This is a genomic window from Microlunatus sagamiharensis (assembly GCF_900105785.1).
Taxonomy (GTDB): Bacteria; Actinomycetota; Actinomycetes; order Propionibacteriales; family Propionibacteriaceae; genus Microlunatus; species Microlunatus sagamiharensis.
Window position 1 is genome coordinate 1,083,890 of sequence record NZ_LT629799.1, and the last position, 23,595, is coordinate 1,107,484.

Here is a 23,595-nt window from a genome sequence, read left to right on the forward strand (position 1 = left end):
GCGGTGCGCGAGACGGCGAGAGCACGCTGTCGAGCGTCGGGGACCGCGCGCCGGTCTGCCTGGACGACCGAGCAGGGGCGACATGCTTTTCGTCGTCCCTGGGAGGGAGGAAGGCGGATCGTGTCAGCGCGCGGTGCGCGAGACGGCGAGAATGGGCGCGTGTGGTGGGTCCTCCTCTTCGTCGCGATCGCGCTCGGCGGTGCCGTCGTGCTCGTCCTGGTCGGTCTGAGGGTCTGGCGCTCGGCGCGGGGGCTGCTGCACGAGGTCGACGTGCTGGCGGTGCGGGCGACCGAGCTCGCCGACCTGGTGGCCCAGGTCGAGGTCGCCCTGCCCGCCAGGCGGGCAAGCCTGGACGGACACGGCTCCGAACCCCTTCTCGACTCAGGTTGGCCGGGTACGGTCGAGCCGTACGATGACCGTGGCGCGACCGCGCCGGGAAAGAAGGAACTATGACCCCGCTCGCTCTCGGCGGTCTCGGTGTCCCCGAGCTGCTGATCATCCTGGCCGTCGTGCTGCTCCTCTTCGGCGGCTCCCGGCTCGCCGGCCTCGGCAAGAGCAGCGGGCGTGCGCTCCGCGAGTTCAAGGAGGAGACCAAGAGCCTCCCCAAGAACGACAAGACCACGGCCGCCGACGACCTGGCGGCCGACCACGACGCCGTGACGCCCGAGCCCCTCGCGCCGACGGACCCGGGCTACACCCAGCCGCCGCGCAGCACGCAGGCCGGCTCGACCGACCCGCGCCGCGACGCCTGACGTCGCTGACGACCCTGCACTAGACCCGTGTCCCTCACCCTCCGGGGCCGCCCGGTCCGGCTGAGCCTGGCGTGGCTCCGGCCGCCCAAGGGCAGCCCCGACGGCTCGATGAGCCTCTTCGAGCACATCGCCGAGCTGCGCTACCGGCTCATCGTCATCGCCCTGACGGTCATCGTCGGCACGGTGGTGTGCTGGTTCTTCCGTGACTGGCTGACCGACATCATCTTCCGGCCGTACCAGCTCGCGGCCGACGCGCTGCGGGCCAAGAACCCGGACGCGGAGATCCAGCTGGTCAACAACGGCGTGGCGTCGCCGTTCACGCTGGCGCTGAAGGTCTCGGCCCTGGCCGGGCTGCTCCTGACCGCGCCGATCTGGCTCTACCAGGTCTGGGCGTTCATCGTGCCGGGCCTGCTGGCCAAGGAGAAGAAGTGGACCCTGATCTTCCTGGGGTCCGCGACGCCGCTCTTCCTCGCCGGGGTGGCCGTCGGCTACTACGTGATGCCCAAGGGCCTCGTCGTCCTGCTCGGGTTCACCGAGAACGGCATCACCAACCTGCAGGACGTCAACCAGTTCCTGTCGTTCCTGATGCGGTTCATGCTCGTGTTCGGGGTGGCCTTCCTCATCCCCGAGGTGGTGCTGATCCTCAACATCGTCGGCGTGCTCAAGGCGAAGTACCTCTCCAAGTACCGCTCGATCATCATCTTCGGCACGTTCGTCTTCGGGGCCGTGGCGACGCCGTCGACCGACCCCTTCTCGATGCTGGCGCTCGCCCTGCCGATGACCGTGCTGTTCATCGTGGCCGAGGTGATCGCGCACGTCCTCGACCGGCGCAAGGCCCGCCGCGGCACGCTCGACCCGGTGGCCCGGGACCGTGCGCTGCGCGACATGGCCGACGGGGAGAGTGTCTGATCCGGACGGGCTGACCCCCGCCCGCGACGGCTCCGCACCGGCGTCCATCGCGCTGGTGGTCAACCCGACGGCCGCCAAGGGCGGGGCGCTCACCAGCCTGCCCCGGGTGACCGGCCGGCTGCGCGACGCGGGGCACGAGGTCGAGGTGCTGCTCAGCCGCAGCCCGGACGAGGCGGCCGCCCTGGTGGACCGGGCGGCGACGAGCGGCGCCGGCGTCCTCGCCGTCATGGGCGGCGACGGGATGGCGCACCTCGGGCTCGACGCCGTGGCCCGCCGCACGGCGGCCGACCTGGGTGCCGGTCTCGCCCTCGGGCTGGTGCCCGCGGGCACCGGCAACGACTTCGCCCGCGGGCTCGGGCTCGACCCGCACGACCTCGAGGCGAACGTCGGCGTCCTCGCCGCGGCGCGTACGCGCGCCGTGGACCTGCTGCGCGTGGGGGAGCGCTGGGTGGGGTCCGTCGTCGCCACGGGGTTCGACGCGCTGGTCAACGCCCGCGCGAACCGCATGGCCTGGCCCCGCGGCTCGGCCCGCTACACCCTCGCCGTGCTCGCCGAGCTGCGGACGTTCACCCCGCTGCGCTACTCCCTCGTCGTCGACGGGACCGCGCGCGAGCTGGACGCGATGTTCGTCTCGGTGGGCAACACGACGAGCTTCGGTGGCGGCCTGCGGATCTGCCCGCAGGCCGACCCGTACGACGGGCTGCTCGACGTGACGATCATCCACCCGGTGAGCCGGGCGCGGCTGCTGCGGCTGCTGCCGCAGATGAGGAGCGGACGCTTCGCCGCCGACCCGTGCGTGGAGCAGCTGCGGGCGAGGTCGGTGCGGGTCGCGCAGGGAGCGGGGACCGCGTACGGCGACGGCGAGGAGCTGGGCGCCACCCCGGTCTCGGTCGAGCTGGTCCCGGCGGCCGTCCGGGTCTGCCTGCCCTGACGCGCACCGACCGCCCTGGGGCCACCGGGTAGGTTCGGTCGTCGTGAGCGCGGAACAGGTCAGTCCCGCCGAGGCGTACGCGCGGTTCCGTGAGCGGCGCTCCTCGCCGCAGCTCGCGGCCTTCGCCGACGGGTACGGCTTCGGCTTCGACGACTACCAGCTCGAGGCCTGCGCGCACGTCGAGTCGGGCTCGGGCGTGCTGGTCGCCGCGCCGACCGGCGCCGGGAAGACGATCGTCGGCGAGTTCGCGGTCTACCTGGCGCTGCAGCAGGGGCGCAAGGCCTTCTACACCACCCCGATCAAGGCCCTGTCGAACCAGAAGTACGCCGACCTCGCCCGCCGCCACGGCGCCGCGAACGTCGGCCTGCTGACGGGCGACAGCTCGATCAACTCCGAGGCCCCCGTCGTCGTCATGACGACCGAGGTGCTGCGGAACATGATCTACGCGGGCTCGCGCACCCTCGACAACCTCGGCTACGTGGTCATGGACGAGGTCCACTACCTCGCCGACCGCTTCCGCGGCGCCGTGTGGGAGGAGGTGATCATCGGGTTGGCGGAGTCGGTCCAGGTGGTCGCGCTCTCGGCCACCGTGAGCAACGCCGAGGAGTTCGGCGAGTGGCTCGCCGCGGTGCGCGGCGAGATGGAGGTCGTCGTCTCCGAGACCCGGCCCGTCCCGCTCTACCAGCACGTCCTCGTCGGACGGAACCTCTACGACCTCTTCGCCGACGTCGCCCCCACAGCACGCCCCGACGCCCCGCCCGGGCGCGGCGAGGTCAACCCCGCGCTGCTGCGCGTCGCCCGCGATGAGTCGCGCCACGTGCGCGACGACTCCCGCCGGCCGCGCGGCCGGAACGGGCGCGGGAAGCGCACCGTCTCCTACGGCAGCGGCGCGTACGGCGGTGCCTCCGCCCAGCACGGGGGTGACGAGCGGCGTCCCCGCTCGCTCTCGGCGCCGAGCCGGCGCGAGATGGTCGAGCAGCTCGACCGGGCCGCGCTGCTGCCGGCGATCGTCTTCATCTTCTCGCGCAACGGCTGCGACGCCGCCGTGCGCCAGCTCCTCGCCAGCGGCGTGACGCTCACCCGTCCCGAGGAGCAGAGCGAGATCGCCGGGGTGCTGTCCCACCACCTCGGCGGCCTCGACGAGGCCGACCTGCGCGCGCTCGACTACCCGCGCTTCGCCGAGGCGCTGACCCGCGGCGTCGCCGCCCACCACGCCGGCATGCTGCCGGCGTTCAAGGGGTGCGTGGAGGAGTGCTTCGTCCGCGGCCTCACCAAGGTCGTCTTCGCCACCGAGACCCTGGCCCTGGGCATCAACATGCCGGCGCGCAGCGTCGTGCTGGAGAAGCTCGTCAAGTACAACGGCGAGACCCACGCCGACATCACGCCGGGGGAGTACACCCAGCTGACCGGCCGCGCCGGTCGACGCGGCATCGACGTCGAGGGCCACGCCGTGGTCCTGTGGCAGCCCGGGCTCGACCCGCGCGCCGTGGCTGGCCTCGCCTCGCGGCGCACGTACCCGCTGCACTCGTCCTTCACCCCGACCTACAACATGGCCGTGAACCTCATCGGCAGCGTCGGCCGCGCCCGGGCCCGCGCGCTGCTCGAGCAGTCGTTCGCCCAGTTCCAGTCCGACCGCAGCGTCGTCGGCGTCGCGCGCACCGTGGCCCGCAACACCGAGGCCGTCGCCGCGGAGTGGGCCGAGGCCGCCTGCGAGCTGGGGGACTTCGAGGCGTACGCACGCCGGCGCGCCGCGATCGCCGAGCTCGAGGCCGACGCCGCCCGTGAGCGCAAGGCCGACCGGAGGGCCGAGAGCCTCCAGAGCCTGCTGGGCCTCAAGACCGGCGACATCGTGCGCGTGCCCGCGGGCCGCAGCCAGGGCTGGGTCGTCGTGCTCGACCCCGGGACCCACGAGGGGGGCAGCGACGAGGCGCCGCGGCCGCTGGTGATGACCGAGGACCGCCAGGTCCGCCGGCTCGCCCTGGTCGACTTCCCGTCGCCACCGGTCGTCGCGGGGCGCATGCGGGTGCCCAAGCACTTCTCGCCCAAGGAGCCGGCGTCGCGGCGGAACCTCGCCGCCGCGTTCCGCTCCCGGCTCGCCGAGGTCGACCTGACTTCCCCCGGCCTGCGACGGCCCCCGGCCGACGCCGAGGTCGCCGCGCGCATCGACGAGCTGCGCGACCAGCAGCGCCGCGACCCCGTCCACGCCTGCCCCGACCGCGAGCGGCACGCCCGCGGCGCCGAGCGCGCGCTGCGCCTCGAGCGGGAGAACGAGCGGCTCGAGGCCCGGGCGAGCACGCGGACCCACACCATCGCCACCTCGTTCGACCGGATCTGCCTGGTCCTGGAGTCGCTCGGCTACCTGACCGGCGACACCTCGCACGGGCCGCGCGGAGAGGTCAGCGACGCCGGGCGGATGCTGGCGCGGATCTACGGCGAGCTCGACCTCGTCGCGGCCGAGTGCATCCGGGCGGGCGTCTTCGACGGCCTCTCCGTCCCGCAGCTGGCCGGGGTGCTGAGCTCGCTCGTCTTCGAGGCGCGGCGCAGCGACGACCAGGCGCGTCGGCCCCGGATGCCCGACGCCGCGTCCAGCGCGGCCGTCGACCGGGTCCGCAAGGTCTGGCGCGACGTGTCGCTCACCGAGCGCGACGCCCGCCTGCCCCGCACCGGTGAGCCGGAGATCGGCTTCGCCGAGGTCGCGTACGGCTGGGCGGCCGGACGCTCGCTGGCCGCCGTGGTCGAGCAGACCGACCTGACCGCCGGGGACTTCGTGCGCTGGGTGCGCCAGGTGGTCGACTTCGCCGGCCAGGTGGCCGACGCGGCCGGCCCGGGGCGGCTCCGCGAGACCGCCCACGCGCTGGTGCGCGCCATGCGGCGCGGCGTGGTGACCTTCGAGGCGGACGAGCTGGAGACCGACGAGACGTAGAGTTCTGCGTCGTGCCCACGCCCACCCCGTTCCGCACGGGGTCGGTCGTCGTCCGCGCCGTCACGGTCTTCGTCCTGACGGTCGGACTGGTCGGTGCGGGGTCGTGGGTGCCGACGCAGTCGCGCGACGAGGCGGCGACCGTCTCGGCCGTGACCCGCAGCTGGGCCCAGCTGGGGGAGATGCTGCGCACCGTCGACGTGGTGCACGCGCTCTTCTACTCGGCCATGAAGGTCTGGCTCGACATGGAAGGGATCTCGACGCTGACCCTGCGGGCCCCCTCGGTGCTGGCCTGCGGCCTCGCGGCCGGCCTCGTCGTCGTGCTCGGTTCGCTGCTCCTCACCCCCCGCGCCGGGCTCCTGGCCGGGCTCCTCATGGCGGTCTGCCCCCGGGTCACGCTGGTCGGCACCGAGGGGCGGTCCGGGGCGTGGTTCACGGCGGCCGCCGTGCTCCTGGTCCTGCTCGTCGTCCTGGCCACCCGGCGGCCGTCGGCGCTCTGGGTGCTGCCGGTGGCCCTCGCGACCGCGCTCGTCGGCGGCCTGCACGTCTACTCCGCCCTGCTGCTGCCCGTCCTCGTCGTGTGGCTGTGGGCCCCGCCCGACCCCCAGGGGCGGCCGCGCCGGGTGCTGCACCTCGGACTCCCGCCCGGCCGTTGGCCACCGCTGGTCGGTCTCGTCCTGGGCGTCGTGCCGGTCGCGCTGCTCGCGTGGCGCGCTCGCGACCAGCAGGCGCAGGTCGACTGGATCGACCCGCCGACCGCGGAGTCGCTGGCCAAGATCGCCACGGAGACGGTCGCCCCGCTCAACGGGCTCTGGGCGGTCCTGGCGTGGGCGACGGCCGCGGCCGGCCTCGTCTGGCTGGCCCGCAACCGCCGGGGCCGACGCGGCACGACCTTCCTGCTCGTCGGATGGGCCGTCGTGCCCGGGCTGGTGCTGATCACGGTCTCGGCGGTGTGGACGCCGCTCTACTCCCAGCGCTACCTGGCCTTCTGCGTCGGGGCGCTCGCCCTGCTCGGCGGGGCCGGCATCGCCTCCGTACGCCGGGGCTGGCTGGCCTTCTGCCTGGCGGCCGCCCTGCCGCTCGCGTCCGCCGTGACCTACCGCGACCAGCGCGAGGTCGACGCCTGGGACAGCTGGGCCGAGATCGCGGCGATCGTCGCCTACCGCGGCAACCCGGGCGACCCGGTCGTCGACTACCCGCTCGTCTCCGCGATCGCCGTCTCCTACCCGGGCGCGCTCGGCACCGGTCCGGTGCTGAACGCCGGCGAGGACCGGCTCTCCCGACGCTACCTCTGGGACGACCGCCTGCCGCTGACCGCGGTCGAGCCGCGCCTGCGCGGGGTCCAGCGGCTCTGGTACCTCTCGCCCGTGGGCGACGAGACCCGGCGCACCCTCGAGATCCGCCGGCTGCGCCAGCTCGGCTTCAGCGGCGAGATGCTGCAGCGCAGCGACGCCGAGCAGACGTGGCTCTTCACCCGCACGGCCGCTCAGGCCGAGCGCGGCGACCTGCTGATCGCCGCCGGCTGACGTCCCCGCCGGCGCGTCCCAGGCCGGCGCGAGGGCCCAGGTTCAGGAGGCCTGGCTGACCGTCGAGTAGTTGAAGTCGGGGATCCGCAGCGGCGGCATGACGGTCTTGGTCACGTAGTCGTTCCACTCGCGGCAGAGCACCGGCACGCTCGCGCCGATCTCGGTGGCCCGGCCCAGCAGCTCGACCGGGGACTCGTTCCAGCGGAAGTTGTTCACCGCGGCCACGACCTCCCCGTCCTCGACCAGGTAGACGCCGTCGCGCGTCAGGCCGGTCAGCAGCAGCCGCTCCGGGTCGACCTCGCGGATGTACCAGAAGCAGGTGACCAGCAGGCCCCGCTGCGTGCTCGCGATCATCTCCTCCAGCGTCGCCGTGCCCCCGGCGTCCATGACGAAGTTGTCCGCGGGCGGCGTCGCGCGCAGCCGGGTCGCCGCCGCGTGGCCGCGGTTGCGCACCAGCTCGGTGAGCACGCCGCCCTCGACCCAGCGCACCGGCTCGACGGCCAGGCCCTGGTCGAACGCGAACGAGGTTCCGTCCGGCGACATCGTGGAGGCCACGAACGGCAGCGTCTCCTGGCCGGGCCAGGCGGGGTCCCACAGCAGGTCGACGGGCAGCGGTGTCAGCCGCTCGCCGATCCGCGTGCGCCCTTCGCCCGCAGCGAAGACGTTGCTGCCGTCCTCGGCGTCGCGCGCGCTCGCGGTCCAGGCCGCGTAGATGACGAGGTCGGCCACCGGCCCGGGCGGCAGCAGGGTCTCGTAGCGCCCTGGCGGCAGCTCGATGGTCCTCCTCGCCCAGCCGAGCCGGCGCGAGACCTCGGCGTAGAGGGCGTCGACGTCCACGTCGTCGAAGGTCCGCGTCGCCTGCCCGACCCAGGCCGAGCGCTGCCCGACGGGGGGACGACCCCCCGAACCCCCCGCGGGGTCGTCGTCGCTGGCGCTCCTCGGACCCAGGTCGTCGCTCTTGCCGTTCAGCTCCAGGCGGCCCTGCGGCTCCACGCCCCGTCGGCGCAGGCCGGTGCTGCTCGCCAGGTAGACCGTCGAGACCACGTGCTCGGCGAAGCCGTAGAGCAGGTGGCCGTCGGCGGCGGCCCGCTCGAAGGCGCGCCCGAGCCCGGCCGCGACGTCGGCCAGGGTCTCGACCGTCGTCACCGCGGGCTCGGCCCGGACGTCGCCGTCCTCGGGGTGGGCCTCGTCGGCCACGAGCGGCACCGGCTCGTCGGCCGGGGACGCGGCGCGCGCGGCGGCCTCGGCCGCGGCGACCAGCGCCGCCACCTCGCCGACGTCGGTCAGGTCGGCGGCGACCGTCGCGACGGCGGTGCCGCCTTCCACCTCGGCGGTCGCGGTGACGGCCAGCGAGCGGCCGTGCATCTCGCCGTTGGTCGTGAGCGCGTTGGCCGCCCAGCGGAGGTTGACCTCGTGGCGCTCGGTGAGGACGGCCACGACGGGCCCGGTCGCGACCCGCAGGGCCTCGTCCAGCAGGTCGGCGACGCTCATGCTGCTCCCTCGGACGCGGTGTTGAGCACGTTGACGCCGCGGAACAGCGCCGACGGCGACCCGTGCGAGACGGGGGCGGACTGGCCGGGCTGGCCCTTGCCGCAGTTGAAGGCGCCGCCGAGCAGGTAGGTCTGCTCGCCGCCGACCGCCTCCATCGAGCGCCAGAAGTCGGTCGTCGTCGCCTGGTAGGCCACGTCCTTGACCTGCCCGGCGAGCCGGCCGTCCTCGATACGGTAGAAGCGCTGCCCGGTGAACTGGAAGTTGTAGCGCTGCATGTCGATCGACCACGACTTGTCGCCGACGACGTAGAGGCCGCGCTCCACGCGGCCGACCAGCTCCTCGCTGCTCGGGCCGCCGGGCTCGGCGGCGAGGGAGACGTTCGGCATCCGCTGCATGGGGATGTGGCCGGGGGAGTCGGCGTACGCGCAGCCGTTGGAGGGGCCGAGACCCTTCTCGGCGGCCATCTGGCGGTTGAGCTGGTAGCCGACGAGCGTGCCGCCGGAGACGATGTCGAAGGTCGTCGCGGCGACGCCCTCGTCGTCGTAGCCGATGCTGGCCAGGCCGTGCTCGACGACGCGGTCGCCGGTGACGTGCATGACGGGGCTGCCGTAGTGCAGCGAGCCCAGCTGGTCGAAGGTCGCGAACGAGGTGCCGGCGTACGCGGCCTCGTAGCCGAGCGCCCGGTCGAGCTCGGTGGCGTGACCGATCGACTCGTGGATGGTGAGGAAGAGGTTGCTGGGCTCGATGACGAGGTCGTAGCGCCCGGCCTCGACGCTGGGCGCGGCCGCGTGCTCGGCGAGCAGCGACGGGATCTCGGCGACCTCGGCGTCGAAGTCCCAGCCCGTGCCCGTCAGGTACTCCCACCCACGGCCCGCTGGCGGTGCGAGGGTGCGCATGGTCGCGAAGCCGTGGGCGCCGACGCTCACCGCGGTCAGCGCCGGCTGCACGCGGACGCGCTGCTGCGTGGTGGTGGTGCCGGCCAGGTTGGCGAAGAACTTGTCCTCCCGCACGAGGTGCAGGCTCGCCGAGGTGTGGCTGACGCCCTCACCGGCGAGGAGGGCGGCCGACAGCTCGAGCATGCGGCCCTGGCGCTCGGCCTCGTCGACGTCGAAGGGGTCGACGTCGTACGCCGACACCCAGGTCCGGTCGGCGTGCACCGGCTCGTCGGCCAGCTCGACTCGGTGTGGCGTGAGCGGCTTGGAGATGCGGGCCGTGGCCACGGCCCGCTCGGCGAGCCGTGCGGCGACGTCGGCGGTCAGCGCGATGCCCGAGGCGAAGCCCCAGACGCCGTCGTGCACCACGCGCACGGCCAGGCCGAGGGTGGCGTGGTCGGTGCTCGACTCCAGCGCGGTGTCGCGGAACGAGCGCAGCCCCTCGCGGATCTGCTCGACGCGCAGGTCGGCGTAGGTGCAGCCGAGCGCGCGGGCCCGGGACAGGGCGGCGTCGGCGAGGGCGTGGAGGGGGAGCGCGGTGAAGGATGGGTCGATCCCGTGGGGCGCGCTCGGCGGACCTGGAGGCACGGTCGCCACGATAACGACAGGCTCCGACAGCCCGGCGCCCCTCTAGGCTGAGCGCGTGCCAGTCGCCGTCCGCGTCATCCCCTGCCTCGACGTGCACGCGGGCCGGGTGGTCAAGGGCGTGAACTTCGTCGACCTGCGCGACGCGGGCGACCCGGTCGAGCTCGGCGCCGTCTACGACGCCGAGGGCGCCGACGAGCTGACCTTCCTCGACATCTCCGCGAGCTCCGACGGCCGCGAGACGACCCTGGAGGTCGTCCGCCGCACGGCCGAGACGGTCTTCATCCCGCTCACCGTCGGTGGTGGCGTCGGCAGCGTGGCCGACGTCGACGTGCTGCTGCGGGCCGGCGCCGACAAGGTCGCCATCAACACCGGCGCGATCCGGCGGCCCGAGGTGATCGGCGAGATCACGCGCCGCTTCGGCAACCAGGTCCTCGTGCTGTCGGTCGACGCCCGGCGCAGCCCCGACCAGCCCTCCGGCTTCGAGGTGACCACGCACGGCGGTCGTCGCGCGGCCGGGATCGACGCGGTCGCCTGGGCCCGGCGCGGGGTCGAGGAGGGCGTCGGCGAGATCCTGCTCAACTCGATGGACGCCGACGGCACCACGGCCGGCTTCGACCTCGAGATGATCGCCGCGGTCCGGGCCGCGGTCGACGTGCCGCTCATCGCCTCGGGCGGGGCCGGCCGCGTCGAGGACTTCCCGCCGGCCGTCGCCGCCGGGGCCGACGCCGTGCTCGCCGCGACCGTCTTCCACTTCGGGACGCTCACCGTCGGCCAGGTCAAGGACGCGATCGCCGACGCGGGCTTCCCCGTGCGGCGCGCGTCCTTGGCGATCGAGCGCCCGACCAGGGAGACTGTCGCGACGTGAGCGCCCCGGACAGCACCGCCAGCACGAGCGCCAGCACGCGGGAGGACGGCGCGCGGCAGGACGGCACGCGAGACGACTGCCTCTTCTGCCGGATCGTCGACGGCTCGATCCCGTCGCGTCAGGTCCACGCCGACGAGCACGCGGTCGCCTTCCTCGACATCAACGGCTGGCACCGCGGCCACACGCTGGTGATCCCCCGTCGCCACGTCGACGACCTCGTCTTCGGGCCGTCGGCGCTCCCCGAGATCGCGCCCGCCATCGACGTGGTGGCCCGTCGGCTCGTCGAGCGGCTGGCCCCCGACGGCGTCAACATCCTCTCCTCGGCCCGCCCGGCCGCCGGCCAGACCGTCTTCCACGCCCACGTCCACGTCATCCCCCGCTACGCCGACGCCGCGGGCTTCACCAACCTCGTGAGGCCCGACGAGGTCCCCGCGGCCGAGCTCGACGCGGTGTGGCACGAGATCACGGACGACCGCACGTGAGCTCCCCGGCTCCTGTCGCGACGGAGGTCCCGCCGGGCCGGGCCGCCGTCCCGCTGACGAGGGGCCGCAAGGCCCGCCTGCTGCTGCTCGAGGTCGGCCCGCCGGCCGTCGTGGCGCTGCTGGTGCTGCCCTTCGTCATCGCCTACAGCCACTGGTGGCCGCGGCTGCCCAACACGATCGACCTCCAGGTCTACGTGTACGCGGTCAAGGACATGGTGGCCGGGCGCGACATCTTCCAGACCGTCACCCCGGGCTGGAAGCTCCCCTTCATCTACCCGCCGATCTCGGCGGTCCTGATGACGCCGCTGGCCTTCGGGCCGTACGTGTTCTGGCAGCTGGCGTGGACGGTCGCCGGGGTGGGCGCGATGCAGTCCGTGCTGCGCCGGTGCGGGGTGCCCCGCGGCTGGCGGCTCGCCGTGGTCGGGTCGGTCGCGGTCGTGGCCGTCGAGCCGATCCGGACCACCCTCGGCTACGGCCAGGTCAACACCTTCCTGATGGCGCTCGTGGTGGCCGACCTGCTGCCGCGCTGGCCGGGGGCGCCGCAGCGCGAGCGGCGCTCGCAGGGCGTCCTCGTCGGCCTGGCGACGTCGGTCAAGCTCACCCCGGCGCTCTTCGGCGTCTTCGCCTTCCTGGCCGGCCGGCGCAGGTTCGCGATCGTCTCGGGGCTGTCGTTCATCGCGTTCACCGCCGTGGGGTACGCGTTCCTCCCGAGCAACACCGTCGCCTACTACACCGGCCTGTCCGGCGGCGACACCCGGTCGCCGGCCTCTCCCTTCTACGTCGGCAACCAGAACCTGCTGAGCGTGTTCTACCGGCTGGCCGGCACGAGCAGCACCACGACGACCCTGCTCGGCCTCGGCCTCGCCGCCGTCGTGGCGGTGCTCGGCACCCTCGTCGCGGTCCACTGGTGGCGCGTCGGGCAGAAGGTCTTCGCGATCGCCCTCGTCGGGCTGTGCACCAACCTCGCCTCGCCGGTGTCGTGGACCCACCACTACGTGTGGATCCTGCCCATGGGCGTCGCCGTCCTGACCCAGGCGCTCCCGCGCTGGGTGCGGGTCGTCGCGGGCTTCTGGGTGGTCTGGGTGGCGGTGTGCCTGCCGCTGTCGGTGCTCCCGTACGGCGACCGGGTCGAGCTGACCTACACGCCGCTGCAGGAGCTGGTGGCCAACCTCGGGCCACTCACCGGCGTCGTGCTCGTCCTCGGGCTGGTCGTCCAGCTGCTGGTGACGCGGCGCCGCGAGCTGCCGCGCCACGCCCTGGTGGCCGGCGGCGAGCCGGTCACGGCGCCCGCGCTCCCGCGCTGAGGACGGCGCGGGCGGAAGGCTCGCCGCGGCGTCGGCGACCCGCACTACATTGACGGCTGTGACCGACACGATCCCGCAGACCTCGACCGACGGCTCCGCCTCCGACGCCAGCGCGGGCGTCGACATCAAGCCGCGCTCCCGGGTCGTCACCGACGGGCTCGAGGCGACCGCGTCGCGCGGCATGCTGCGTGCGGTCGGCATGGGCGACGACGACTGGGTCAAGCCCCAGGTCGGCGTCGCGTCGAGCTGGAACGAGATCACCCCCTGCAACCTGTCGCTCGACCGCCTGGCCAAGGCGGTCAAGGACGGGGTGCACGCCGCCGGCGGCTACCCGCTCGAGTTCGGCACCATCTCCGTCTCCGACGGGATCTCGATGGGCCACGAGGGCATGCACTTCTCGCTGGTGAGCCGCGAGGTCATCGCCGACTCGGTCGAGACCGTCATGTCCGCCGAGCGGCTCGACGGCTCGGTGCTGCTGGCGGGCTGCGACAAGTCGCTGCCGGGCATGCTGATGGCGGCCGCCCGCCTCGACCTGGCCTCGGTCTTCCTGTACGCCGGGTCGACGATGCCGGGCCGCGTCGGTGACAAGGACGTGACGATCATCGACGCCTTCGAGGCCGTCGGCGCGTGCGTCGCCGGGCTCATCACCCGCGAGCAGGTCACCGAGGTCGAGAAGGCCATCTGCCCGGGCGAGGGCGCCTGCGGCGGCATGTACACCGCGAACACGATGGCCAGCGCGGCCGAGGCCCTCGGCATGTCGCTGCCGGGCTCCGCCGCCCCGCCCGCCGTCGACCGGCGCCGCGACGGCTACGCCCGCAAGAGCGGCATGGCCGTCGTCGAGCTGCTGCGCCGCGGCATCACCGCGCGCGACATCCTGACCAAGGAGGCGTTCGAGAACGCCATCGCGGTGGTCATGGCCTTCGGCGGCTCGACCAACGCGGTGCTGCACCTGCTGGCCATCGCCAACGAGGCCGAGGTCGACCTGACCCTGGACGACTTCGTGCGCGTGGGCAAGAAGGTCCCGCACCTCGGCGACCTCAAGCCCTTCGGCCGCTACGTGATGACCGACGTCGACCGCGTCGGCGGCGTCCCCGTGGTCATGAAGGCGCTGCTCGAGGCCGGGCTGCTGCACGGCGACTGCCTGACGGTGACCGGCAAGACGATGGCCGAGAACCTCGCCGACATCGCCCCGCCGGACGTCGACGGCACGATCCTGCGCGCCCTGTCCGACCCGATCCACCCGACCGGTGGCATCACCATCCTGCGCGGCTCGCTCGCTCCCGAGGGCGCGGTGGTCAAGAGCGCCGGCTTCGACACCTCGGTGTGGGCCGGCACCGCCCGCGTGTTCGACGGGGAGCGGGCGGCCATGGACGCGCTCGAGGACGGCACGATCAAGGCCGGCGACGTCGTCACCATCCGCTACGAGGGCCCCAAGGGCGGTCCGGGGATGCGCGAGATGCTCGCCATCACGGCGGCCATCAAGGGCGCCGGCCTCGGCAAGGACGTCATGCTGATCACCGACGGCCGCTTCTCGGGCGGGACGACGGGGCTGTGCGTCGGCCACATCGCTCCCGAGGCGACCGAGGGAGGGCCGATCGCGCTCGTCCAGGACGGCGACCGGATCACCCTCGACGTGGCCAACGGGACGCTGGAGGTCGACGTCGACGAGGCCGAGCTGGAGCGTCGGCGCGCCGCCTGGACGCCCACCGAGCGTCCGGCCCGGCGCGGCGTGCTGGCGAAGTACACCAAGCTCGTCCGCTCGGCCAACGTCGGCGCGGTCTGCGGCTGAGGCGGGGTCCGGCGATGGGCGTGCCGCGGCTGCGCCAGACGGTCCTCGACACCGAGGACCCGCGTCGTCTGGCGGAGTTCTACCGGGTGCTGCTCGGGCTCGCGTACCGGCCCGGGGACGAGCAGGTCGACCCGGAGGGCGACGACTGGCTCGTGCTCGTGGGGGACGGCGGCGCGCCGGCGCTCGCCTTCCAACGGGTCGAGTCGCTGCCGCACGCGACCTGGCCGGCGGGCGAGCGGCCGCAGATGCTGCACCTCGACACGACCGTCGCCACGGCGGCCGAGCTCGCGGAGCAGCACGAGCGCGCGCTCGGCCTGGGCGCCACGCTCCTGCACGACCGGTCCGACGACCCGGACGAGCCCCTCTACGTGTACGCGGACCCGGCGGGCCACCCGTTCTGCATCTTCGTGGGCGACTGAACCCGGGCGACCCAAAGCTTCCCGGCCGCTAGCGTCGGCCTCGTGCGAAGCGTCACCGACGAGGAGCGCCGCGCCCGGCTCGCGGTCCGGCACCGTACGTCCCCGGTCGGTTGTTCAGGGTGGCGTCGCGCGCCGTCGCCTGGTTGTTCGGGGGGTCGTCGTCCAGCGAGTGGGCGAAGTAGGCCCCGTCACCGCGGACCGCGTCCTGGCAGGTGAAGTACCGGTTGGTGCCGACCGTGTCGCCGGTGTTGGTGACCTGCGCGGTGAACGCGGCCGTCGAGCCGGGCACCGTCGTCAGCACGACGCACAGCGCCAGCCCCAGCAGCGCCACCGCCCCCACAGGCCGCGCAGCGGCGGGAGCGTCCGGCGTCCGCACCCCGCGCTCACGCGTCGTCCTCCACGGGGCCGAGCCCGACGACCAGGCACCCTAGCAGCGGCAGGCTGCACACGCCGGCGACGAGGAGCAGCCACGCCACGTCGAGGTGCGGGTGCCCGACGATGTGGAACGGGGCGCCGGGAGTGGGCGCGGTGACCGCGACCGAGCCGACCTGGCCGGTCAGCAGGTCGACGTGGTGGCCCGGCATGCCCTCCACGCGGGTCGGCAGCAGTCCGCCGGAGACGACGTCGGCCTCCGGCTGGGCGCCGGGCGGGTTGCGCACCGAGATGAGGACCGGGTGCACGAAGGGCCGCAGGACCAGGACCGCGAGGCACAGCAGCAGGCAGGTCCCGAGCACCCGCACGCTCGAGCGCCAGTACGCGCGGACGTAGCGGCGCGTGCCCACGAGCAGCACCGCGCCCGCCACCACGAGCATCGGCAGGGCCTTCACCGCCCAGCCCATCCCGATCAGGCGGACCTGGACTGTCCCGACCAGGTCCTCGTCACGGACCGGGTACGGGTCGGTCGCGCCGTTGATGTCGCCCCGGACGACCAGCTGGCCGGCCGGCGTCTTCTCGACGACGCGGTGGGTGATGATCTCGGCTGGGTTCTGGCGGGGGTGGTAGCTGACGACGTCGCCGACCGCGATCCGCGACGTCGGCTCGTAGCGCGTCAGGATCATCGTCCTGACGGGCGCGGCCCGGCCCATGGACGGGGTCTCGATCACCGCCCACGACCCGCGGTCGAGGCGCCAGGCCAGTCCGGCGAGGAGCAGGCCGGCGACGAGGACCAGGACGGCGAGGGCGGCGTACGTCTGGCCGGGTGTCCCGCCGGGGCGCAGGCCCGGCCGACGCCCGCCCGCGGCGGGACGACGTCGACCGGGTCTGGGGCGGAGCACCGTGCCTCAGGCGATCAGGAGGTGAAGGTCCAGGTGAGCGGCTGCGCCGCGGCGAGACCCTGGTAGGTGTTGCCCGAGGGGGCGGGCAGGGTGACGGCGAAGGTAAAGGTCACCGAGGCCGACGGGGCGACCGGCGCCGTCAGGGTGAGGGCGAGGCCGTGGTGAGCGACGCCAGTGTCGAGCTCGCCGGGCTGACCGTCGTGGTCGTGCTGCCCACCGTCTGGGTGATGACGACCCGGAGCGTGCTGCACAGGTCCGTCGCGCTGGTGCCCGCGATGCCGCCGCTCTGGGTGCACGTGCCGGCGGCGAGGGTGAACGCGTTGGCCGGCGCGGTGCCCGAGTTGGTGATGGTGACCGTCGTGCTCGTGGACTGGCCCGGCACGAGGGCGAGGACGCCGCCCTACTTGTTGATCGTGGCGCAGGTCGCGGAGTTGGTGCCCGCGTAGCCGCCGGCCCCGGAGTTGCTGGAGCAGGTGACGTTGCCGGGAGCGGGTCCCGTCTCGGTCATGATCAGGGTGCCCTCGCCGACGGTGTTGACGCTGTTGACGATCGAGGCCGTGAAGGCGGCCAGGCTGCTGTTCATCGAGAAGGCCAGCACCACGGCCCCGACGACGCCCGTGAGCAGGGCGAGCGGGGTCAGGCGGCGACGGGCGGCGGCTCGCCGGGGAGCGGCTGAGCCGGCGGTCGGTGCGGACACGCGGGGTTGGCCCTTTCCAGCGGTGGTCGGATGGTCCGAGGCACCCCGATGCCCCGATCGCGCCATGGATGCTTGGGACGAACTGTTCGAGAGGTGGGCGGTATTGCATATACACAAATCTGAGAAACCGGCTCTCCGTCGACCGAGGAATGCCACGTGAGGAGCGCCGCGGACCGCGTCCGTCTGCAACCGCTGGCCCGTGCCCGCGTGGCGTCCCTGGGTGAGGTCGGGCGACGCTGGGAGGCGGGCCTGCCGGCGCTGCTGCAGGAACTGGCGGACCGGTGGTCGCTGACGCTCGACCGCGCGCTGCCCGGGGGGAGCGCGTCCTACGTCGTCGGGGCCCGGACGGCGGGCGGCGAGCCGGCGGTGGTCAAGGTCGCGATGGCCGACCCGGGCTTCGAGGCCGAGGTGGAGGCCCTCCGCGACGCGCGGGGCCACGGCTACGTGCGGCTGCTCGACCACGACCCCGGTCGCGGGGCGGTGCTGCTCGAGCGGCTCGGTGCGACCCTGTCCGGGTCGGGGCTGGGCCCCGAGGAGCAGCTCGACGTGCTGGCGGCCACGCTCGCCGTGGCCTGGCGTCCGCCCGACCGCCCCGCCGTCGACCGGGCCCGCGCCCTCGCCGAGGGCATCGACTCCCGCCTCGACCACCTCGAGGCCGCCGACAGGCCCGCGGTCACGCGGGCGCTGGCGTACGCCTCCGAGCTCGGCGGCACCGACCCGGCCGACCCGGTGCTCGTGCACGGCGACCCGCACCCGGGCAACCTGCTCAGGGTCCCTCGACCCCGAGCCGGCGCTCCCACCGGCTGGTGCCTCGTCGACCCCGAGCCCTGCGTGACCGATGCCGCCTACGACCTCGGCGTGGCGGTGCGCGACTTCTCCGCGACCCTGCTCGCCGACCCGTCGGGGGCCGTCGACCGGCTCCGGGCGTGGTGCCGCCGCGTCGCCGCCCCGGCCGGCGTCGACCCGGACCGGGTGTGGGCCTGGGGCTTCCTCGAGCGGGTGTCGACCGGGCTGTACGTCCGCTCCTTCGGCGCGCCCGTGGTGGCCGGGCCGTTCCTGCGCTCGGCCGCGCTCCTGGTCGACGGCTGAGGTCCCGGCCGGTCTGCGGACCCGCCCGCGCGCCCGCGGATTTGCCAGGGCCCCCTAGCGTCCTTCCGGATACCGGGACGACCCCTGCCGCAGGTTGACGCGCCCGGCGTCGGGGCGGACTCTTGAGGCATGCAGCACCTCCTCGTACGCAAGCGCGTCGTCTGAGCCCACCCCGCTCGTCGACGCTCCCTCGTCTGCCATCCGGCGGCGGGGGTTTTTTGTTGCCCACGCGTTCATCGACGCCTCGGGCGACGAGGGTGGAAGTTGCACCGGCGTAACATCCAGCAGGTCCTCATGGCCAGCGCACCGCCAGCGCTGGGTCTTGCAGGGGGACCGCACCGCACGAGGGAGAGACCCGCGATGTCCACGACAGACTCCGCCGCACCCGAGCAGACCGGCGCCCAGTCGCTCGTCTCGTCGCTCGAGCACGTCGGGGCCGAGGTCGTCTTCGGGATCCCCGGCGGCGCCATCCTCCCCGCGTACGACCCGCTCTTCGACTCCACGGTCCGTCACATCCTCGTCCGGCACGAGCAGGGCGCCGGGCACGCCGCCGAGGGGTACGCCGTCGCGACCGGCAAGGTCGGGGTCTGCATGGCCACCTCCGGCCCGGGCGCCACGAACCTGGTGACGCCGATCGCCGACGCCTACATGGACTCGGTGCCGATGGTCGCCATCACCGGTCAGGTCGCCGCCCCCTCGATCGGGACGGACGCCTTCCAGGAGGCCGACATCCGCGGCATCACGATGCCGATCACCAAGCACAGCTTCCTCGTCACCCGTCCCGAGGACATCCCGGCCGCCGTGGCCTCGGCCTTCCACATCGCCTCGACCGGGCGGCCCGGCCCCGTCCTGGTCGACGTCACCAAGGACGCGCTGCAGGCCACCGGCCCGTTCAGCTGGCCGACGCGGCTCGACCTGCCCGGTTACCACCCGGTGACCCGTCCCCACGCCAAGCAGGTTCGCGAGGCCGCGCGGCTGATCGGGGAGTCCCGGCGCCCGGTGCTCTACGTGGGCGGCGGCGTGCTCAAGGCCCGCGCGTGGGACGAGCTGCGCGAGCTCGCCGAGCTGACCGGCATCCCGGTCGTGACCACCCTGATGGCCCGGGGCGTCTTCCCCGACAGTCACCCGCAGAACATGGGCATGCCCGGCATGCACGGCACGGTGGCCGCTGTGGGTGCGCTGCAGCGCTCCGACCTGCTGATCGCGCTCGGCACCCGCTTCGACGACCGCGTGACCGGCCAGCTGTCCTCGTTCGCCCCGGGCGCCAAGGTCATCCACGCCGACATCGACCCCGCCGAGATCTCCAAGAACCGCAGCGCCGACGTCCCGATCGTCGGGGACGCGAAGGAGGTCATCGGCGAGCTGACGTCGCTGCTGCGTGCCAGCGACGCCCGGCTGCCCGACGTGGGGGAGTGGTCGCGCTACCTCGGCGACCTCAAGCACCGCTACCCGACGTCGTTCGACCTGCCGACCGACGGCACCCTGTCGCCGCAGCACGTGATCAAGCGGATCGGCGAGATGACCGGGCCGGACGCGTACTACGCCTCGGGCGTCGGCCAGCACCAGATGTGGGCCGCGCACTTCCTGCCCTGGGAGCTGCCCGGGCGCTGGCTCAACTCCGGCGGGCTCGGCACCATGGGCTACTGCGTGCCCGCGGCCATGGGCGCGAAGGTCGGCCGGCCGGACGCGACCGTGTGGGGCATCGACGGCGACGGCTGCTTCCAGATGACCAACCAGGAGCTCGTGACCTGCGCGCTCGAGGGCATCCCGGTCAAGATCGCCGTGATCAACAACCAGAGCCTCGGCATGGTGCGGCAGTGGCAGACCCTGTTCTACGAGGGCCGCTACTCCAACACCGACCTCAAGACCAACCGCATCCCCGACTTCCCCAAGCTCGCCGAGGCCATGGGCTGCGTCGGGCTGCGCGCCGAGACGGCCGAGGACGTCGACGCGGTGATCGACAAGGCGTTGTCCATCGACGACGCCCCGGTCGTGGTCGAGTTCGTCGTGCACAAGGACGCCATGATCTGGCCGATGGTCGCCGCCGGCGCCAGCAACGACGACATCAAGATCGCCCGCGACATGGCGCCGAACTGGGCGCAGGAGGACCTCTGATGTCCGCGCACCGGTCGGCCCGCTCGAGCTTCGGGGAGGACTCGTGAGCACCCACACCCTGTCGGTCCTGGTCCAGAACGTCTCCGGCGTCCTGGCCCGCGTGTCCGGGCTGATCAGCCGCCGCGGGTTCAACATCGAGTCCCTGGCCGTCGGCCCGACCGAGGACCCGGGGATCTCGCGGATCACGCTCTCGGTCGACGTCGACGACCTCGTGCTCGAGCAGATCACCAAGCAGCTCAACAAGCTGATCGAGGTGCTCAAGATCGTCGAGCTCGAGCGCACCGCCGTGCACCGCGAGCTCATCCTGATCAAGGTCGGCGCCGAGCTCGACCACCGCGGCCGGGTGCTGGAGATCCTCCAGCTCTTCCAGGGCGCCAAGGCGGTCGACCTCTCCCCGGAGACGATCACGATCGAGGCGGTCGGCAGCCCGGAGAAGCTCGCCGCCCTGATGCAGCTGCTCGAGCCCTTCGGAATCCGCGAGCTGGTCCAGTCCGGCGTCGTGGCGATGGGCCGCGGCCCGCGCTCGATCACCGACCGCAGCAGCCGTGGCGAGCGCCAGAAGGCCGTCCGCCTCGTCCCCTGACGCCCCGGCGTCCCCAGTCCCGCACGTCGCCAACCAGGCCCCAACCACCAGGAGAGACCCACCCGTGCCAGCCACGATGTTCTACGACACCGACGCCGACCTGTCCCTGATCCAGGGCCGCAACGTCGCCGTCCTCGGCTTCGGCAGCCAGGGCCACGCGCACGCCCTCTCGCTGCGCGACTCGGGTGTCGACGTCCGCGTCGGTCTGCCCGAGGGCAGCAAGAGCCGCGCCAAGGCCGAGGCCCAGGGCCTCCGCGTCCTCACCCCGTACGAGGCGTGCGAGGAGGCGGACCTGATCATGGTCCTCACCCCCGACCCTTCGCAGCGCAAGCTCTACGCCGAGGCGATCGAGCCGAACCTCGTCCCCGGCGACGCGCTCTTCTTCAGCCACGGGTTCAACATCCGCTACGGCTACATCACCCCGCCCGAGGGCGTCGACGTCGTCATGGTCGCGCCGAAGGGCCCGGGTCACCTGGTCCGCCGCGAGTACGCCGAGGGCCGCGGTGTCCCCGTGCTCGTCGCCGTCGAGCAGGACGCGACCGGCAAGGCGTGGGACCTCGGTCTCGCGTACGCCAAGGGCATCGGCGGCCTGCGCGCCGGCGGCATCAAGACCACCTTCACCGAGGAGACCGAGACCGACCTGTTCGGTGAGCAGGCCGTCCTCTGCGGCGGTGCGTCCGCCCTCATCCAGGCCGGCTTCGAGACGCTGACCGACGCGGGCTACCAGCCCGAGGTCGCCTACTTCGAGTGCCTCCACGAGCTCAAGCTGATCGTCGACCTCATGTACGAGGGCGGCATCGCCAAGCAGCGCTGGAGCATCTCCGACACCGCCGAGTACGGCGACTACGTCTCCGGCCCGCGCGTGATCGACGACCACGTGAAGCAGAACATGAAGGCTGTCCTCACCGACATCCAGGACGGCGCCTTCGCCAAGCGGTTCATCGACGACCAGGACGCGGGCGCGCCCGAGTTCAAGCGCCTGCGCGAGGAGGGCGAGCGGCACCCGATCGAGGCCGTCGGCCACCAGCTCCGCGACCTCATGTCGTGGGTCAAGAGCCACGACGACGACTACGTCGAGGGTTCCGCCGCGCGCTGACCCGTACGGCTGGTCGCCCACGAGGCACCTCCTGCGCGACGAGGCACCCCCTGCAGGGGGTGCCTCGGAGCGCAAGGGGTGCCTCGTCCGCGTTGGAGGACCTAGTGCCGTTCGTCCACAGGGAGGCCGTGAGACGCAGCGTCGTCCACAGGGTCGACGAGCAGCCCTGGTACCGGGTCCCGCCGCCTGCTGACGTGGTCGCGTGGACGTCCTCCTGCGCTCCTGGCTCGTGTCCCGCGGGCTCTCCGACCAAGACCTGGGCCGCCTGCAGGCCGTCGGCGACCTCGTCCGTCTCCGGCGTGGCGGCTACCTCCGGGGCGACGTCCGCGACCTGACGCCCGAAGACCGGCACCGTCTGCTGGTGCAGGCGACGGTGCCGCTGCTGGAGCGTGGCTCGACGTTGAGCCACGGTTCGGCGGCCGTCGTCCACGGGCTTCCGGTCGACGCCCTCGGCCTCGCCCAGGTCCACCTCACGCGTCCTCGCCGGGGTGGCGGTCGTACGCGCGCCCTGGTGCGGGTGCACACGAGCGCCCTCGCGGAGCACGAGCTGGAGGAGCGCGACGGGCTGAGGCTGACCTCGCTCGCACGGACCGTGGTCGACGTGGCCCGCTCGATGCCGTTCGAGAGGGCCGTGCCCACCGCGGACCGGGCCCTGCGGCTCGGGCTCGACCGGGATGCGCTCGACGCCGCACTCGTCCGCGCGGCGCGATGGCCCGGTGCACCCGTCGCGCGACGTGTGGCGGCCTTCGCGGACGGGCGGTCCGAGTCGGTCGGTGAGTCCTTGAGCCGGGTGCTGCTCGCGGAGCGCGCCGTCCCCGCGCCGGAGCTCCAGCTGCCCGTCCTGGACGGCCGCCACCTCGTCGCTCGCGTCGACTTCGCGTGGCCCGACGCCGGCGTGGTCGGGGAGTTCGACGGCAAGGTCAAGTACGGCAGGCTGCTCGCCGAGGGGGACGACGTGCGCGAGGTCGTGCACCGGGAGAAGCTGCGTGAGGACGCGCTGCGCGACCTGGGCTGGCAGGTCGTGCGCTGGACCTGGCCGGATCTTGCGCGCCCCGAGGTCGTCGTCGACCGTTTGGCACGTGCTTTCCGGAGGGCTCGTCGGTGACGAGGCACCTCCTTCGTCGCGAGGCACCTCCTGCAGCGGGTGCCTCGCCGAGAAGGGGGTGCCTCGTCAGGGCGTAAGAAGGGCGCGGGAGGGGAAGCGTCGGCTCAGCGGGAGCGGACGGACAGGTTGACCACGCGGGTGCCGTCGGCGCGCAGCGCGGTGCCGACGACGTAGACGCGGCTGTCCGGGATGCCGGTCTGGGTCGTCTCCTGGTCGTTGGCCAGGATGCAGAGCGACGTCAGCCCGTCCTCGGAGAGCGGGTTGGGGTGGTCCTTGACGCACTTCCCGTAGCTCTCCTGCAGCGCGGTGAGCGCGTCCTGCGCGCCCGCGGCGGGCACCTCGAGGGCGGCCTGCAGGGCGTAGTCGTGGGTGGAGACGTAGCGCGAGCGCACGACCTGCGTGTCGTCGGGCAGGTCCACGTCGCCGAAGAGCTCGACGTCGCCGAGGGTCACCGACTCGCAGGTGAAGCCCGTGAAGGTGTTGACGCACCGCGAGCCGTTCTCGGTGGTCATCGAGAAGTAGGGGATGCCCCACCCGCCGGCGAAGCGGGCGAGCACGAGCAGGGCGAGGATCACCCCGAGCACCAGGCTCACGCAGAAGATCGCGATGCGGAGCGCCTTGCGGGCCTTCGCCCGGCGACGGACGGTCGTGGACGGCGCTGGCACCGCCCCAGGATGCCCGACCGGCTCGGGGTCGAGGGTGTCCGACCCGGCCGGACCGCTCACGAC

At 73.4% G+C, this 23,595-nt stretch carries 23 protein-coding genes; 16 read left to right on the forward strand and 7 right to left on the reverse strand.

Annotated features, from left to right (window positions below; genetic code table 11):
* Positions 1-159: 159 nt before the first annotated feature.
* The 6 genes from BLU42_RS04925 to BLU42_RS04950 are packed head-to-tail and all read left to right on the forward strand — an operon-like array spanning position 160 to position 7,038.
* Positions 160-453 carry a hypothetical protein gene (locus BLU42_RS04925; protein WP_091073499.1) on the forward strand — a complete coding sequence of 98 codons (294 nt, stop codon included), beginning with the start codon at positions 160-162 and terminating at the stop codon, positions 451-453.
* On the forward strand, positions 450-752 hold the full coding sequence (tatA, locus tag BLU42_RS21680; RefSeq protein WP_091073500.1) for a twin-arginine translocase TatA/TatE family subunit: 303 nt from the start codon (positions 450-452) through the stop codon (positions 750-752). The genes BLU42_RS04925 and tatA overlap by 4 nt, the downstream gene beginning before the upstream one ends.
* Positions 753-779: 27 nt before the next feature.
* A complete protein-coding gene (gene tatC / locus BLU42_RS04935) occupies positions 780-1,661 on the forward strand; it encodes a twin-arginine translocase subunit TatC (protein WP_091073501.1) in 882 nt (293 codons plus the stop codon).
* Positions 1,654-2,592, forward strand: a complete 939-nt coding sequence (locus BLU42_RS04940; RefSeq protein ID WP_197680620.1) for a diacylglycerol/lipid kinase family protein — start codon at positions 1,654-1,656, stop codon at positions 2,590-2,592. Before tatC ends, BLU42_RS04940 begins: the two co-directional genes overlap by 8 nt.
* Before the next feature lie 43 nt (positions 2,593-2,635).
* Positions 2,636-5,515, forward strand: a complete 2,880-nt coding sequence (locus tag BLU42_RS04945; protein WP_091073502.1) for a DEAD/DEAH box helicase — start codon at positions 2,636-2,638, stop codon at positions 5,513-5,515.
* 11 nt (positions 5,516-5,526) lie between these two features.
* Entirely contained in the window at positions 5,527-7,038 is a 1,512-nt protein-coding gene (locus BLU42_RS04950) for a glycosyltransferase family 39 protein (RefSeq protein ID WP_091073503.1), read from the forward strand.
* 42 nt (positions 7,039-7,080) lie between these two features.
* Here the strand turns inward: BLU42_RS04950 and BLU42_RS04955 are convergent, their stop codons facing one another.
* Both BLU42_RS04955 and BLU42_RS04960 read right to left on the reverse strand, forming a co-directional pair.
* Positions 7,081-8,529, reverse strand: coding sequence for a metallopeptidase TldD-related protein (locus BLU42_RS04955; RefSeq protein WP_091073504.1), 1,449 nt, complete (start codon positions 8,527-8,529; stop codon positions 7,081-7,083).
* Positions 8,526-10,049: a TldD/PmbA family protein gene (locus BLU42_RS04960; RefSeq protein WP_231918446.1), complete on the reverse strand. Its 1,524-nt coding sequence runs from the start codon at positions 10,047-10,049 to the stop codon at positions 8,526-8,528. Before BLU42_RS04960 ends, BLU42_RS04955 begins: the two co-directional genes overlap by 4 nt.
* 55 nt (positions 10,050-10,104) lie before the next feature.
* On the opposite strand from BLU42_RS04960, the gene hisF reads away from it, so the two are divergent.
* The 5 genes from hisF (at position 10,105) to BLU42_RS04985 (ending at position 14,908) form a co-directional block, all read left to right on the forward strand.
* The gene (gene hisF / locus BLU42_RS04965; RefSeq protein WP_091073505.1) at positions 10,105-10,914 is read left to right on the forward strand and encodes an imidazole glycerol phosphate synthase subunit HisF; all 810 of its coding nucleotides are present in this window, start codon (positions 10,105-10,107) and stop codon (positions 10,912-10,914) included.
* Complete coding sequence (locus tag BLU42_RS04970) at positions 10,911-11,396, forward strand: HIT family protein (protein WP_091073506.1); 486 nt, start codon at positions 10,911-10,913, stop codon at positions 11,394-11,396. The genes hisF and BLU42_RS04970 overlap by 4 nt, the downstream gene beginning before the upstream one ends.
* Positions 11,393-12,700, forward strand: coding sequence for a glycosyltransferase 87 family protein (locus BLU42_RS04975; RefSeq protein ID WP_091073507.1), 1,308 nt, complete (start codon positions 11,393-11,395; stop codon positions 12,698-12,700). The genes BLU42_RS04970 and BLU42_RS04975 overlap by 4 nt, the downstream gene beginning before the upstream one ends.
* Before the next feature lie 70 nt (positions 12,701-12,770).
* Complete coding sequence (gene ilvD, locus BLU42_RS04980; RefSeq protein WP_091079442.1) at positions 12,771-14,489, forward strand: dihydroxy-acid dehydratase; 1,719 nt, start codon at positions 12,771-12,773, stop codon at positions 14,487-14,489.
* Between the two features lie 14 nt (positions 14,490-14,503).
* Positions 14,504-14,908: a VOC family protein gene (locus BLU42_RS04985; protein WP_091073508.1), complete on the forward strand. Its 405-nt coding sequence runs from the start codon at positions 14,504-14,506 to the stop codon at positions 14,906-14,908.
* 52 nt (positions 14,909-14,960) lie between these two features.
* Here the strand turns inward: BLU42_RS04985 and BLU42_RS04990 are convergent, their stop codons facing one another.
* The 4 genes from BLU42_RS04990 to BLU42_RS21020 form a co-directional block, all read right to left on the reverse strand.
* Positions 14,961-15,239 (reverse strand): hypothetical protein, encoded by a 279-nt coding sequence (locus BLU42_RS04990; RefSeq protein WP_157719775.1) that lies wholly within the window; start codon positions 15,237-15,239, stop codon positions 14,961-14,963.
* 52 nt (positions 15,240-15,291) lie between these two features.
* Complete coding sequence (locus BLU42_RS04995) at positions 15,292-16,182, reverse strand: S24/S26 family peptidase (protein WP_091073510.1); 891 nt, start codon at positions 16,180-16,182, stop codon at positions 15,292-15,294.
* 139 nt (positions 16,183-16,321) lie between these two features.
* Complete coding sequence (locus BLU42_RS21015) at positions 16,322-16,564, reverse strand: hypothetical protein (RefSeq protein ID WP_197680621.1); 243 nt, start codon at positions 16,562-16,564, stop codon at positions 16,322-16,324.
* Positions 16,565-16,582: 18 nt separating this feature from the next.
* The gene (locus tag BLU42_RS21020) at positions 16,583-16,879 is read right to left on the reverse strand and encodes a hypothetical protein (RefSeq protein ID WP_197680622.1); all 297 of its coding nucleotides are present in this window, start codon (positions 16,877-16,879) and stop codon (positions 16,583-16,585) included.
* A 156-nt stretch (positions 16,880-17,035) separates the two neighbouring features.
* Between BLU42_RS21020 and BLU42_RS05005 the strand changes: the two genes are divergently transcribed.
* The 5 genes from BLU42_RS05005 (at position 17,036) to BLU42_RS05025 (ending at position 22,867) form a co-directional block, all read left to right on the forward strand.
* Positions 17,036-17,968 (forward strand): aminoglycoside phosphotransferase family protein, encoded by a 933-nt coding sequence (locus BLU42_RS05005; protein WP_091073511.1) that lies wholly within the window; start codon positions 17,036-17,038, stop codon positions 17,966-17,968.
* Positions 17,969-18,328: 360 nt separating this feature from the next.
* Positions 18,329-20,083, forward strand: coding sequence for an acetolactate synthase large subunit (locus BLU42_RS05010; RefSeq protein WP_172825753.1), 1,755 nt, complete (start codon positions 18,329-18,331; stop codon positions 20,081-20,083).
* 43 nt (positions 20,084-20,126) lie between these two features.
* Positions 20,127-20,666, forward strand: coding sequence for an acetolactate synthase small subunit (gene ilvN / locus BLU42_RS05015; RefSeq protein WP_091073513.1), 540 nt, complete (start codon positions 20,127-20,129; stop codon positions 20,664-20,666).
* A gap of 76 nt (positions 20,667-20,742) precedes the next feature.
* Entirely contained in the window at positions 20,743-21,762 is a 1,020-nt protein-coding gene (gene ilvC / locus BLU42_RS05020; protein ID WP_091073514.1) for a ketol-acid reductoisomerase, read from the forward strand.
* A 202-nt stretch (positions 21,763-21,964) separates the two neighbouring features.
* Positions 21,965-22,867, forward strand: a complete 903-nt coding sequence (locus tag BLU42_RS05025; protein WP_091073515.1) for a hypothetical protein — start codon at positions 21,965-21,967, stop codon at positions 22,865-22,867.
* A 104-nt stretch (positions 22,868-22,971) separates the two neighbouring features.
* Here the strand turns inward: BLU42_RS05025 and BLU42_RS05030 are convergent, their stop codons facing one another.
* A complete protein-coding gene (locus BLU42_RS05030; protein WP_157719777.1) occupies positions 22,972-23,532 on the reverse strand; it encodes a hypothetical protein in 561 nt (186 codons plus the stop codon).
* Positions 23,533-23,595 lie beyond the last annotated feature (63 nt).

Excerpts from the sequence above, each read along its gene's own strand:
- tatA (WP_091073500.1), top strand. The coding sequence starts at position 450 with ATGACCCCGCTCGCTCTCGGCGGTCTCGGTGTCCCCGAGCTGCTGATC.
- BLU42_RS04955 (WP_091073504.1), bottom strand. The coding sequence starts at position 8,529 with ATGAGCGTCGCCGACCTGCTGGACGAGGCCCTGCGGGTCGCGACCGGG.
- BLU42_RS04985 (WP_091073508.1), top strand. The coding sequence starts at position 14,504 with ATGGGCGTGCCGCGGCTGCGCCAGACGGTCCTCGACACCGAGGACCCG.
- BLU42_RS05010 (WP_172825753.1), top strand. The coding sequence starts at position 18,329 with ATGTCCACGACAGACTCCGCCGCACCCGAGCAGACCGGCGCCCAGTCG.
- ilvC (WP_091073514.1), top strand. The coding sequence starts at position 20,743 with ATGTTCTACGACACCGACGCCGACCTGTCCCTGATCCAGGGCCGCAAC.